The sequence below is a fragment of the Cupriavidus sp. H18C2 genome, assembly GCF_049393795.1.
GTDB classification, from domain to species: domain Bacteria; phylum Pseudomonadota; class Gammaproteobacteria; order Burkholderiales; family Burkholderiaceae; genus Cupriavidus; species Cupriavidus pauculus_C.
Genome location: NZ_CP186011.1, coordinates 184,653 through 197,723, shown reverse-complemented (window position 1 = coordinate 197,723; position 13,071 = coordinate 184,653). Strand labels below are relative to the sequence as shown.

The 13,071-nt window shown below is 66.9% G+C and carries 12 protein-coding genes; 5 read left to right on the top strand and 7 right to left on the bottom strand.

Features of this window, described 5'->3' with window-relative positions; translation table 11 throughout:
- Nucleotides 1-3: 3 nt before the first annotated feature.
- Nucleotides 4-1,014 carry a diguanylate cyclase gene (locus EPAKOI_RS17540; protein ID WP_423194127.1) on the top strand — a complete coding sequence of 337 codons (1,011 nt, stop codon included), beginning with the start codon at nt 4-6 and terminating at the stop codon, nt 1,012-1,014.
- 134 nt (nt 1,015-1,148) lie between these two features.
- Nucleotides 1,149-3,398 (top strand): catalase, encoded by a 2,250-nt coding sequence (locus EPAKOI_RS17535; protein ID WP_423194126.1) that lies wholly within the window; start codon nt 1,149-1,151, stop codon nt 3,396-3,398.
- 73 nt (nt 3,399-3,471) lie between these two features.
- Here EPAKOI_RS17535 and EPAKOI_RS17530 read toward each other — a convergent pair whose 3' ends face one another.
- The 3 genes from EPAKOI_RS17530 to EPAKOI_RS17520 are packed head-to-tail and all read right to left on the bottom strand — an operon-like array spanning nt 3,472 to nt 6,009.
- The gene (locus EPAKOI_RS17530; protein WP_423194125.1) at nt 3,472-4,053 is read right to left on the bottom strand and encodes a BON domain-containing protein; all 582 of its coding nucleotides are present in this window, start codon (nt 4,051-4,053) and stop codon (nt 3,472-3,474) included.
- Between the two features lie 54 nt (nt 4,054-4,107).
- Nucleotides 4,108-5,226 (bottom strand): flavodoxin family protein, encoded by a 1,119-nt coding sequence (locus EPAKOI_RS17525; protein ID WP_423194124.1) that lies wholly within the window; start codon nt 5,224-5,226, stop codon nt 4,108-4,110.
- Nucleotides 5,227-5,247: 21 nt separating this feature from the next.
- Nucleotides 5,248-6,009 (bottom strand): SDR family NAD(P)-dependent oxidoreductase, encoded by a 762-nt coding sequence (locus tag EPAKOI_RS17520; protein ID WP_423194123.1) that lies wholly within the window; start codon nt 6,007-6,009, stop codon nt 5,248-5,250.
- Nucleotides 6,010-6,296: 287 nt separating this feature from the next.
- Between EPAKOI_RS17520 and EPAKOI_RS17515 the strand changes: the two genes are divergently transcribed.
- The 3 genes from EPAKOI_RS17515 (at nt 6,297) to EPAKOI_RS17505 (ending at nt 8,640) form a co-directional block, all read left to right on the top strand.
- Nucleotides 6,297-6,809, top strand: coding sequence for a BON domain-containing protein (locus EPAKOI_RS17515; protein ID WP_423194122.1), 513 nt, complete (start codon nt 6,297-6,299; stop codon nt 6,807-6,809).
- A 63-nt stretch (nt 6,810-6,872) separates the two neighbouring features.
- The gene (locus tag EPAKOI_RS17510; RefSeq protein WP_313839471.1) at nt 6,873-7,304 is read left to right on the top strand and encodes a PRC-barrel domain-containing protein; all 432 of its coding nucleotides are present in this window, start codon (nt 6,873-6,875) and stop codon (nt 7,302-7,304) included.
- A 544-nt stretch (nt 7,305-7,848) separates the two neighbouring features.
- Complete coding sequence (locus tag EPAKOI_RS17505; protein WP_124685483.1) at nt 7,849-8,640, top strand: DUF4397 domain-containing protein; 792 nt, start codon at nt 7,849-7,851, stop codon at nt 8,638-8,640.
- A 57-nt stretch (nt 8,641-8,697) separates the two neighbouring features.
- Here EPAKOI_RS17505 and EPAKOI_RS17500 read toward each other — a convergent pair whose 3' ends face one another.
- The 4 genes from EPAKOI_RS17500 to EPAKOI_RS17485 all read right to left on the bottom strand — a co-directional run bounded on the left by EPAKOI_RS17500 (nt 8,698) and on the right by EPAKOI_RS17485 (nt 13,053).
- On the bottom strand, nt 8,698-8,997 hold the full coding sequence (locus EPAKOI_RS17500) for a transcriptional regulator (protein ID WP_423194121.1): 300 nt from the start codon (nt 8,995-8,997) through the stop codon (nt 8,698-8,700).
- 186 nt (nt 8,998-9,183) lie between these two features.
- Nucleotides 9,184-10,686, bottom strand: a complete 1,503-nt coding sequence (locus EPAKOI_RS17495; RefSeq protein WP_124685485.1) for a tripartite tricarboxylate transporter permease — start codon at nt 10,684-10,686, stop codon at nt 9,184-9,186.
- A 13-nt stretch (nt 10,687-10,699) separates the two neighbouring features.
- Nucleotides 10,700-11,161, bottom strand: coding sequence for a tripartite tricarboxylate transporter TctB family protein (locus EPAKOI_RS17490; RefSeq protein WP_124685486.1), 462 nt, complete (start codon nt 11,159-11,161; stop codon nt 10,700-10,702).
- Between the two features lie 446 nt (nt 11,162-11,607).
- Nucleotides 11,608-13,053 (bottom strand): MATE family efflux transporter, encoded by a 1,446-nt coding sequence (locus EPAKOI_RS17485; RefSeq protein WP_423194120.1) that lies wholly within the window; start codon nt 13,051-13,053, stop codon nt 11,608-11,610.
- Between the last annotated feature and the right edge of the window lie 18 nt (nt 13,054-13,071).

Genomic DNA, 13,071 nt, shown 5'->3' with positions numbered 1-13,071 from the left:
AACATGGCAAGACAGGGGAATCCGGCCGATCCGTCGGCCGCCGCGAACGAATACCTGGCGATGGTGCTGCTGGTGGACGACCAGGCCATCATCGGCGAAGCCATCCGCCGCGCGCTGGCCGGCGAGACCGACATCGACTTCCACTACTGCGCCGATCCGGAGCAGGCGGTGGCCGTGGCCGAACGCACGCAGCCGACCGTGATCCTGCAGGACCTGGTGATGCCCGGCACGGACGGGCTGACGCTGGTGCGCCGCTACCGCGAGAACCCCGGCACGCGCGACATCCCGATCATCGTGCTGTCCACCAAGGAAGAGCCGACGATGAAGAGCGCGGCCTTTGCCGCCGGCGCCAACGACTACCTGGTCAAGCTGCCGGACACGATCGAGCTGGTGGCCCGCATCCGCTACCACTCGCGCTCGTACCTGAACCTGTTGCAGCGCGACGAGGCGTACCGCGCGCTGCGGCAGAGCCAGCAGCAACTGCTGGAGACCAACCTGGAGCTTCAGCGGCTGACCAACTCCGACGGGCTGACCGGGCTGTCGAACCGGCGCTACTTCGACGAGTACCTGGGCGCCGAGTGGAAGCGCGCGCAGCGCGAGCAGACCCAGCTTGCGCTGCTGATGATGGACGTGGATGCGTTCAAGGCCTACAACGACACCTACGGCCACGTGGCCGGCGACGAGGTGCTGCGCCGCGTGGCCAGCGTGATCCGCGACAACTGCGCGCGGCCGGCCGACCTGCCCGCGCGCTTTGGCGGCGAGGAGTTCTCGATGATCCTGCCCGCCACGTCGCCGGGCGGCGCACGGCTGCTGGCCGAGAAGGTGCGGCGCGCCATTGAGACGCTGCGCATTGCGCACAGCGGGTCGCCCACCAGCGGCTTTGTCACGGTCAGCGTGGGCGGGGCCGTGATGGTGCCCGACGGCAAGGGGCCGTTCAGCCAGCTCGTGGAAGCGGCGGATGCGGGGCTCTATCAGGCCAAGCGCAACGGCCGCAACCAGGTGGTGATGGTGTAGTTTCTGCACGGATGCGCGCGCAGCGGTGCGCGCATCCTGCTTCGCGCCCAGCGTGGGCGCGGTTTTCCGGCTTGGCACACAACCTGCAGAACGGACGATTCCACATCGTCATCGTTCGAGAGAGGAAATCAGCCATGCCGAAGCAAACCCCGCCAAAGCTGTCATCGTCTTCCGCCACGCCACAGGGCGGCCAGTCCACGCCGCAGCACTCGGGCGACAACCCGAGCCAGGACCGCGCATCGGGCAGCAACAACGACGGCACCTACGAGAAGGCGGTAGCGGACCGGCTGTCGCCCCGCCCCGGCACGCTCGGCTCGCCGAGCGTCGGCAACCTCGTCTCCAACGCGGGCAAGACGCTGACCACCAATTCGGGCCTGCAGATTCCGGAGGACGACGACTCGCTGAAGCTGGGCCTGCGCGGCCCCACGCTGCTGGAAGATTTCCACCTGCGTGAAAAGATTACGCACTTCGATCACGAGCGCATTCCCGAGCGCGTGGTCCATGCGCGCGGCGCGGCCGCACACGGCTACTTCGAGCTGACCGAGTCGCTGGAGGACTACACGACCGCCGAGCTGTTCACCCGCGTGGGCGAGAAAACGCCGGTCTTCGTGCGCTTTTCGACGGTGGCCGGGTCGCGCGGATCGGCCGACCTGGCGCGCGACGTGCGCGGCTTTGCCACCAAGTTCTATACGCGCCAGGGCAACTTCGACCTGGTCGGCAACAACATGCCGGTCTTCTTCATCCAGGACGGCATCAAGTTTCCGGACTTCGTCCACTCGGTGAAGCCGGAGCCGCACAACGAGATTCCGCAGGCCGCCTCTGCCCACGACACGTTCTGGGACTTCGTCTCGCTGCAGCCCGAATCGATGCACATGGTGCTCTGGACGATGTCCGGCCGCGCCATCCCGCGCAGCTTCCGCACCATGGAGGGCTTTGGCGTCCACACGTTCCGGCTGATCAACGCGCGCGGCGAACCGACGCTGGTCAAGTACCACTGGAAGCCGGTGGGCGGCGCGCATTCGCTGATCTGGGACGAGGCGCTCAAGATCAACGGCAAGGACCCCGACTTCCACCGCCGCGACCTGTGGGACTCGATCGAGGCGGGCCAGTATCCCGAGTACGAGTTCGGCGTGCAGCTCGTGCCCGAGGCCGACATGCTCAAGCTCGGCTTCGACCTGCAGGACCCCACCAAGATCATCCCCGAGGAACTGGTGCCCGTGAAGCGCATCGGCCGGATGGTGCTGAACCGCAATCCGGACAACTTCTTCGCCGAGACCGAACAGGTGGCATTCCACCCGGGCCACATCCTGCCCGGCATGGACTTCACGAACGATCCGCTGCTGCACGCACGGCTGTTCTCGTACATCGACACGCAGATCACGCGGCTGGGCGGCCCCAACTTCCATGAGCTGCCGATCAACCGTCCGCTCTGCCCGGTGCACAACAACCAGCGCGACGGCTTCATGCGCCAGACCATCGTGCAGGGCAAGGAAAGCTACCAGCCGAATTCGGTGAGCGGCGGCTGCCCGTTCCTGGCCGGCGACAAGGACGCCTACCGCCACTTCCCGGCGCCGGCCGAGGACGGCGCGGTCAAGGTGCGCATCCGCAGCCAGACGTTTGCCGATCACTTCTCGCAGGCCAACCTGTTCTGGCGCAGCCAGTCGGACGTGGAGAAGAAGCAGATCATCGATGCCTACAGCTTCGAGCTGGCCAAGGTGTCGGACCCGGCCATCCGCGCGCGCGTGGTGGGCCAGATCGTCCACATCGCGCAGGAACTGGCCGATGGCGTGGCCGCGCAGCTTGGCATTCCGGTGGAGCCCGTGGGCCCGGCCGTGCAGATCAACGACTACGGCGTGCAGACGTCGCCGGCGCTGAGCCTGGACGCGCAGCCCAAGGGCGATATCACCGGGCGCAAGATCGCGGTGCTGGTCAATGACGGTGTAGACGACGCCGCGATCCAGTCGCTGCAAGCGCTGGCCGAGGGTATGCGGGCCAGCGCCAAGATCGTCGGCCCGCGCGCAAGCAGCGTGACCACGGCCGGCGGCGCCGCGCTGCCGGTGGACTTTGCGCTGTCGTCGGTCGGCTCGGTGCTGTTCGATGCCGTGTACGTGCCGGACGGCAAGAACCCGCCCGCCGATCCTGACCCGAACGCGCTGCTGTTCATCGCCGAATCCTACAAGCACTACAAGGCCGTGGGCGCCGGTGGCAGCGGTGCGCTGCTGGTAGCCGAGGCCGCGCGGCGCGTGGGCATCCAGGGCGGCTTTGCCGGCCCGGGCGTGGTGATCGGCAAGGCCGAGGACGCCAAGACGCACCAGGCGTTCCTCGACGCCGTGGGCGAGCATCGCTGGTGGCAGCGCCCCGACGCGCTGAAGATCCCGGTCTGATGGGCCGGTACGCTGTCGATGCTGCAACCCCTTCCCGCACCGGGAAGGGGTTTCGCTCGGCAGCGATTGCGCGTCAGCTCAGGTTGAGCGTTCGTTCCGACGGGTCCAGCGCATCGCCACGTTGCACGCGGATGTGGTTCTCCACGTCCTGCACGCCGAACACCGCTTCGGCGATGTCCTCGATGGCGCGGCGCGCGTAGCGGTCCGCGACTGTGCCGGACAGCTTGACCACGCCGCCTTCCACGTCGACCGATACCTCGGAGACGTCGATCGCGTCGTGCATGGCCAGGCGCTCGCAGACGTCGTCACGGATGCGCGCATCGGCGCGCTGGTAGTTGCGCGGGCCGTGCGGCCGGATGGCGCCGGCGCGGGCGGGCATGTCGGGACGGGTCGGATGGGCGCGGTAGCCCGGGTCGCCCGGATACAGCCGCTGGGCCCCATTGAAGGATTGGCCGCCGCTGTCGCTGCTGCCGAAATAGCCGGCGCCGCCGTAGCCGGGCTCATCGCGCCGCTGCGCCTGGTCGCGCCGCGACAGCGCGCGCCAGCTCTCGGCGCCTGACGGTTGCTGCCGCCGCCGCATGTCATCGTCGGCCGCATCGCGCTCACGCTCACCGCGTGCGTCGTCTTGCCGGTGCCGGCGGAAAAAATCGAACATGATGCACTCCTCAAGGCTGCGGGAATAGCCTTGAAGGGGCAAAAACCGTGCCGATCACTTGGGACGGGGCAGCGCCAGATCTTCGCCGACGGCTGGCAGTTCGCCGCGCCGGCGCAGGTGTACCGCCTGCGCCACTGCCGCGCCGGCGTTTTCCACTTCCTTCTGCACGGCCGTGTCGGCGTCCAGCGCGCGGTGCGAGGTCGCATACGGCGCGTAGTAGCCGATGAACCGGTCGAGCCGCGCCGGATGGCCGGCCTCGATCAGGCCCATCCAGCCGAGCCAGTCACTGAGCGAGCGCCGCACGCCTTCGATGCCGGCCACGTCGCCATGCACGACCACGCCGAACACACGGCCCGCAAGGTGCTTGGGGTAGTGCCAGCCGCGCAGTTCCAGCGCCTTGGCTTCAGGCACCTTCTTGCCGTGGGTACTGCTCGGGTCGGGATTACCGCCGTCGGCGCAGACCAGCCGGTCCATCATCAGCTTGAGCGGGCTGGTGGCCTGGTACCAATAGACCGGCGTGATGATCAGCACGCCATGCGCGCGCACCCAGCGCGGATAGAGCGCGTTCATCCAGTCATTGACCTGGCCCAGCGAGTGGTTCGGATAGCAACTGCACGGCCAGTGGCACAGCGGCATGGCCGTCGACACGCAGCCCTTGCAGGGATGGATGTGCTTGTCGGGGTCTGACGTCAGCACGCTGAGATCGAGCGTGTCGACCTCCATGCCCAGCGCCTCCATCCGCGCGCGGGCAATGCCGGCCATGCGCCACGACTTCGACATCTCGCCGGGGCACGTGTAGTCGTTGCGCGCGGCACCGACCACCAGCAGCACCCGCGACGCGGCGTTGGCGTCGTCGTGCGCGCGCTGGGCTGCCGCGATGGCGTCGCGCGCCTGCTTCCATTCGACGGACACGTCATAGTCGGGGTCGGCGGCACCCGGCCCGGCTTTTTCGGTCAGCGGCGCCTTGCGGCCCTCGCTGTAGGCGTCCCAGGCGATGGCTTCGAGCCGGTCGATGGCGGCGTCCTCGACACGAAAGGCGGGATCGTAGAACCGCGCGCGAAAGCGCTCGCGGAACGCTTCGCGCGACAGTTTCTGTGTCACCTGCCCCGTTCGGACGTCGTGGGCGGCGTCGGCGTTGCCGGCATCGGTGGGGGTGGGCTTGCTGCTTGCCATGCGCGCGGTCCTGACCGTGCCTTACTGCGGCGGCTGCCCGTTCGACGCGGTAAGCCCGCCGTCGACAGGCAGGTTCACGCCGGTGATATAGCGCGCATCGTCGCTGGCCAGGAACACGATGGCCCCGGCGATATCCTCGGGCTCCGCCGTGCGGCCCAGCGCGATGCGCTCCCGAAACCTGGCCAGCAGCGCCTCGTCCTGGAACATGTCCTCGGTCAGGTCCGTGCGGGTCAGCGTCGGGCAGACGGCGTTGATGCGCACGCCGTCGCGCCCATAATCGAGCGCGAGCGCGCGCGTCAGGTTGACCACGCCGCCCTTTGCCGCGTTGTAGAAGCCGAGCTTCCAGTCCGCGCCCAGCCCCGACACCGACGCGGTATTGACGATGCAGCCCTTGGAGCGCATCAGGTGAGGCAGCGCGGCGCGCGCGCCGAAAAACACGCCGTCGAGGTCGATCGACATCACTTCGCGCCAGTCCTCCACCGAAGCTTCGGTCGCGCGGCCGTCCGGCGCCACGCCGGCGTTGTTGACCATCACGTCGAGCTTGCCGAAGCGGTCCACGGCCGCGCGCACCAGCGCCTCTACCTGGTCGAGCTGGCTGACATCGGTGACCTGCACCAGGCAGCGGTCGTCGGGCAGGTCACGCGCCACGGTTTCCAGCTTCTCGCGGGTGCGGCCGGCCAGCACCACGGCCGCACCTTCCTGCGCAAAGCGGCGCGCCGCCGCTGCGCCAATGCCGGAGCCTGCACCGGTGACGATGACGACCTTGTCCTCGAATCGCTTCATGGCGGGTACTCCTGTCGAAAGCTATGGATGACGACAAGACGCTTGCAACCCGCGTGCCGGATCGGGCGACCGCGCCGGACGGGCGACGCGTGCGAGCGCCATGTACACGATGCAGCGCCAAGTCAGTAAAAAGCGCATGCGGAGCGCCGAATGTACTCGCCAGCCGTACAGGCCGCGGACGTGCTGCGGCGCACGACGGCGCCCTGAAAGCTGGCATGGCCGATGCATCGCTTCCATTCCTGAAGCGTCTTGTCGCGCTTGTCGCCATCGATTTCCTGGAGACCGCCATGTCCGAACCCAGCAAGCCATCGCTTTCGAACCACCGCTACGGCGGCCACAGCGCCGTCAGCGACGACCACAGCAAGGTCGAGTACGAACAGGCCATGCCGGCCCACCTCGACAACTCGCCCACTCCGCCTTACGACGCGCGCGGCGGCAACGAACCGGCTGGCGTGGAACGCCACGGCATGTACGGCACCGCGCCCGCCGGGGGGCCGTCCGCTCCGCCTGCCGACCGCACGCGTCCGCTGCCGGGCCCGGCGTCGCTGGGCCAGTACGACAACGACGACATGCGCCCCGTGGCGCCGCTGGGCGACGCCCAGCAGCGCGAAGTGCTGGACGAACGGCTGGCGGCATACGTCGATCCGGGCACGGTGAAGGTGGAACTCGACGATCACGTCTGCGTGCTGCGCGGCCGCGTGCGCGACGCCGAAACCAAAGCACGCATTGGCCACATCGCCGAATCGACCCTGCCCGGCCGCGAGATCCGCAATGCGCTGGAAATCGGCGGCCCGGCCTGACACCGGCACGGGCACGCTTGTTGCGCCGCTGAGGGTTCCGATTGCACACACAGGAGACAGGCAATGGAACCCAATCTTCAATCCGGCCAGGGCGCGGGCATCGTGGGCTCCGGCGTCGGCGACGGCCCGGGCCCGGAAGTGATGGCCGCATCGAGCCTCGACGACACGAAGGTCTACGCGTCAGATGGCGAGCACGTCGGCGAGATCAAGGAGATCATGATCGACGTGCAGAGCGGCCGCGTGGCCTATGCGGTGCTGACCACCGGCGGCTTCCTCGGCATCGGCGACACGCTGCACGCAATTCCGTGGAGCGCGCTGGTCATGGACACCGACGCCAAGTGTTTCCGGCTGGGCCTGACCGCGGACCGCATCAAGGACGCCCCGGGCTTCAACAAGGATAGCTGGCCGCGCATGGCCGACCCGCAGTGGGGCACCACGGTCCACGAGTACTACGGCCGCGAGCCGTACTGGACCAACGTAGGCGGCACCATCTGAACGGCAGCGCCTGACAAGACCGCACTGCAAAGCGCCCGGGCATGACCCGGGCGTTCTTGTCTGGCGCAAGGGGCGGGTGGCAGTAGAGGACTGACTCTAGGACTGCCTGCCCGGTCAGATGCGCACGGAGATACTCCTGCGCCGCTGCAGGGCCCATCGTCGTTTTTACAAACCATGCCAGGCGATGCAAACAGGCGGCGCATGCGGCGCCGGAATGGCGGCCGAGCCCTTGTCAGGACTCGGCGGACTGCACGGTGCGATGCAGCGCCGCACAACGCGGCCATGCAAACCGCACATGTCCGCCGGGTACACCCGTGTGTCAGCCTTGCAACCGAATTGTGGGATTTCTCCGACAGTCATTTCGGCGCGGCGCGGCTGCCTTGGCCTGCCCACGATGCCTATCGTTCCATCACGGCACGCACAAACAGCGGCCTGCCAGCAGTTCAGCATGCACGAATGCCGCGCGCGGTCTCCCTTGCACTCCACGAAGCAAGAAGAACGTGCATGCCGCGCGCGTTCCTGATCCAACGGTAAAGGTGAAAACATGACGCAATTCAAACGCAAGATCATTCTGGGCATGGCGCTGGCCACGACGGCCGTGCTGGCAGCCTGCGGCGGCGGCGACGACGGCATCGACGACCGTATCGGCCTGAGCAAGCCGGCCGTGCGCGTGATCCACGCCGTGACGGCAGGCCCGAACGTCGACGTGCTGCAGAATGGCGCGCTGACGTCGCTGCAGAACGTGCCGTACAAGACCGTGTCGGGCTATTTCGACGTATCGACCGGCAACAACCTGTTCGCGTTCAACCTGACCGGTACGTCGACCCAGATCGGCTCGACCACCGTTGACGCCCGCACGGGCCACAAGTACACGGTCATCGCGCTGCCGGGCACCACGTCGGCCGACGTCGCTCAGATCGACGACCCGTACGGCAAGGGCCTGGTCGACACGCAGGCACGCGTGCGGACCTTCAACGCCTCGATCAACGCCCAGAACGTGGACGTGTACCTGACCACGCCGGCCGCCGACCTGAACTCGGTGTCGCCGAACATGGCCTCGGTGCAGTACAAGAACGCCGTGCCGGCGTCGGGCGCGGACTCGCAGTACCTGGATAGCGGCACGTACCGCCTGCGCATCACCACGGCCGGCACGAAGACCGTGATCTTCGATTCGGGCTCGCTGACGCTGAACCGGAACGCCGACTGGCTGATCACGACGATCCCGGCCGACGGCATCGGCGCCGTGGTGCCGAACCGCATCAAGGTGCTGGTGGCCCAGAGCAACACCAGCAACGCGACGGCCCAGGAACTGGTGTCGCAGACGGCCGCCCAGTAAGCGCGCCGCCCGCCTGACCAGGCAACGCCCCGGTACCGCAAGGTGCCGGGGCGTTTCTCATCGTTGCGGCGATTCGACGTCGCGCTGCAGCACGTCGAGGTGCGACAGGTAGGCGTCCAGCTCTGCGCGCCCCTCGTCGGTGATCGTGTACACGCGGCCGTTGCCTTCCACCAGTTCGGCGGTGATGGCGCGCGCCATCATCAGGCTGCGCAGCACGGGCCGCAGCGCACGGATGTTCTTGTCGATGCCGCGTTCGCGCAGGCGCTCCACGAGGTTGAACACCGTGGACGGGCTCGCCTGGACGAGCTTGAGGATATAGAGCCGGGAGACGATCCGGTCGAGCGAGGGAGTCTTCATGGGCGCAGGAGACGCAGCCAGAGGTGCGGGAATTCTGATCATCGTGCGCAGCCCTGGGCCATTGCGGCAGCCGGGCCTCTCTTCATGCTGGATTACCAAAAAAACGGGGTGCACGCAGGGCACCCCGAAAGCTTGCTAGTGACGCGCCGCCGGGGCGGCGCGGTGGTTCAGGAACGCCACGGAGCGTTATTCTTCCTGGAACGCTTCTTCGCGCTTCGCCTTGATAGACGGCAGCGCCACCACGGCCACCAGTGCCGCGGCCGCGATCAGCAGCCCCAGCGACAGCGGACGGGTGAAGAACACGGTGAACTCGCCACGCGACAGCAGCAGCGTGCGGCGGAAGTTCTCCTCCATCATCGGTCCCAGCACAAAGCCCAGCAGCAGCGGCGCCGGCTCGCACTTGAGCTTCAGGAACAGGTAGCCGATCACGCCGAAGCCCGCCGCCATGAAGACATCGAAGGTCTGGTTGTTGACCGAGTACACGCCGATGCAGCAGAACGTCAGGATGGCCGGGTACAGGAAGCGATACGGCACGGTCAGCAGCTTCACCCAGATGCCGATCATCGGCAGGTTCAGGATGATCAGCATCAGGTTGCCAATCCACATCGAGGCGATCAGGCCCCAGAACAGCGACGGGTTGCTGGTCATCACCTGCGGGCCCGGCTGGATGTTGTGGATCGTCATCGCGCCCACCATCAGCGCCATCACGGCGTTGGGCGGAATGCCCAGCGTCAGCAGCGGGATGAACGACGTCTGCGCCGCGGCGTTGTTGGCCGATTCCGGACCCGCCACGCCTTCGATGGCGCCCTTGCCAAACTCATGCGCGAACTTCGAGGTCTTCTTTTCCAGCGAGTACGCCGCGAAGGAGGCCAGTGCCGCACCGCCGCCCGGCAGGATGCCCAGCGCCGAACCCAGCGCCGTGCCACGCAGCACGGCGGGAATCATCCGCTTGAAATCCTCCTTGGTCGGGAACAGGTTGGTCACCTTGTTCGTGAACGTCTCGCGCGCTTCCTTCTGTTCCAGGTTGGCGATGATCTCCGCGAAGCCGAACATACCCATGGCCAGCGCGACGAAGTCGATGCCGTCGGTCAGCTCGGGCACGTCGAACGAGAACCGTGCGGCACCGGAGTTCACGTCGGTACCGATCAGGCCCATCAGCAGGCCCAGCACGATCATTGCCACGGCCTTCGGCAGCGAGCCCGACGCCAGCACCACGGCGCCGATCAGGCCCAGCACCATCAGCGAGAAGTATTCGGCGGGGCCGAACTTGAACGCCAGTTCCGACAACGGCGTGGCAAACGCGGCCAGGATCAGCGTGGCCACGCAGCCGGCGAAGAACGAGCCCAGCCCCGCCGTGGCCAGTGCCACCCCCGCCCGGCCGCGCCGCGCCATCTGGTAGCCGTCGATCGTGGTCACCACCGACGACGATTCGCCCGGCAGGTTCACCAGGATGGCCGTGGTGGAGCCGCCGTACTGCGCGCCGTAGTAGATACCGGCCAGCATGATCAGCGCCGCCACCGGGGGCAGCGAGTACGTGACCGGCAGCAGCATGGCGATGGTGGCGAGCGGGCCCAGGCCCGGCAGCACGCCGATCAGCGTGCCGAGCACGCAGCCCAGGAACGCATACGCCAGGTTCTGCAGGTTCAATGCCGTGGAGAAGCCCAGGGCAAGGTGATCGAACAATTCCATTGAAGGCGGCTCCTTAACCGGTGATGAACGCAGGCCACACCGGCATCTGCAGGTTGATGCCGTACACGAACGCGCCCATGCTGATCAGCACCAGCACCACGCTGTTCAGCAGCGCACCCTTCCAGCTGAATTCGTGGCTGGCCATCGAGGAGACGATCACCAGCACGAACACGGACAGCACCATGCCCAGCGGCTTGAGCAGCAGGCCGAACAGCACCACCGAACCCAGGATCCACAGCAGGATCTTCAGGTCCCAGCGGGCAAGCTGGTCTGCCTCGCCCTTGGACGACAGGGCACCGATCGTGACGACCGCGCCCAGCAGCGCCAGCACGAGCCCGAGCAGGAACGGGAAGTATCCGGGACCCATCTTGGCGGCTGTCCCCATGGAATAGCCGCGCGCGACGAAGGAAAAGCCCAGGCCGACCAGGATGAACATCAGGCCGGAGGCAAAGTCCTTTTGGCTGCGTATGCGCAAAACGATTCTCCTCAAAGTAGTGAAAGCGGTATCGCGCGGCTCGCCGGCTCTGACGCACCACGCTGCGAACGCGCGAATGCAGACACGTTCGACGCGATGGGGCGAACGATAAGAACGCGATCTTTCAGGCGCCTTTCATTTGTCTGGGTTCAGGGTATTTCCCGATTCCCCATACGTATGCGGGTCGACGTCGTTACATCACGACGTGATGTAAATGCTGGCGCATTGAAAGTGAGTTGAAAGATGAGGCCGAAAGGAACGTGAAAGGCAGCGGCCCGGCGCCGCGCGGGCGCGCGGCGAATGGGGCGGGCGGAGCTTTCTGAAGGCTTACGGGCGGGGGACGTTGGAACGCGTAGAGGTCGTATGTCCGGTCATACGAAATGCCGTTGAATGTGTGCAGCATGCAGGCGACGCCGGGCTGCTTGCGCCGGCGTGCCTCCAGAGCGCTATCGCACCGGCTCCGCGTCCTCGCACGGGGTGCCCATGCTGGTGTCCGGCGCCTGGCCGACCGCAGCGGGATGCGGTGCCGCCGGCAGGATATGGCTGTGCTTCCAGTTGCCGTACCGGTAGTACAAAAAGGCCATCACCACCGAGACGACCGAGCCCAGCGGAAAGCTCCACCAGATCGATTCCGCGCCGATGCGGGGCCCGAGGATCCACGCGAATGGCAGCCGGATCACCCACATCGAGACGAACAGGATCACCAGCGGGGCCATGACGGCGCCCGTGGCTCGCACCGTGCCGAACACGACGATCGTGAAGCCGAACAGGATGAACGACCACAGCACCACGCGGTTGATGTGCTGGGCGATCTCGATGGCCACGCCGTCGTCGCCCAGGAAGAGCCCCAGCGAATGCCGGTTGAACAGGTAGATCAGCGCCACCAGCGCGCCGGTCATCAGCACGTTGAACAGCAGCCCCACCTGCGTGATGCGCGACACGCGCGCCCACAGCCCGGCGCCCACGTTCTGCGCCACCATCGACGACACGCTCGCGCCCACGGCCAGCGCCGGCATCTGCACGTAGGTCCAGAGCTGCGACGCCACGCCGTAGGCGGCGGTGGTCTGCGAGCCGTAGGTGTTGACCAGCGACATCATGACGATGGCCGACGACGAGATCACCACCATCTGCAGCCCCATCGGCAGCCCCTTGGCCACCAGCGCGCGCAGGATGGCCGTGTCCGGCCTGAGCAGCGCGAGCTGCGAGCGATGCAGCAGCAGGAAGTGCTTGCGCCGGTAGAGCAGCGCGATCATCGCCGCCAGGCTCGTGAGCTGCGCGATCAGCGTGGCCAGCGCCGAGCCGGCGATACCCAGCGCCGGAATCGGCCCGATGCCGAAGATCAGCACCGGGTTGAGCACGACGTCGAGCACGGCCGACAACAGCATGAAGTAGAACGGCGTGCGCGAATCCCCCGCGCCGCGCAGCGTCATCATCACGAAGTTGTAGAAGTACATGAACGGCAGCGCCACGAAGATGATGCGCAGGTAGATCACGGCCAGCGGCGCGGCGTCGGCCGGCGTGTGCATGGCCGCCAGGATCTGCGGCGTGAACGCGAACCCCAGCGCCGACGCCAGCACCGACAGCGCGACAAAGAACGTGGTACTCGTGCCCACCACGCGGCGGGCCTCGTCGACGTCGCGCGCGCCAATTGCCTGGCCGATCATGATCGTGTTGGCCATGCTGATGCCGAACACCACCCCCAGCAGGAAGAACAGGATGATGTTGGCGTTGGACGTGGCCGTCAGCGCCGCCTCGCCCAGGAAGCGGCCAACCCAGATCGAATTGATCGAGGCATTGAGTGACTGGAGGATGTTGCTGCCCAGCACGGGCAGCGAGAACAACAGCAGCGTCCGGCCAATCGGGCCGGTGGTGAGTCTGGCGTCTGGCTTCATCGGGTGGAATTCTTCCGC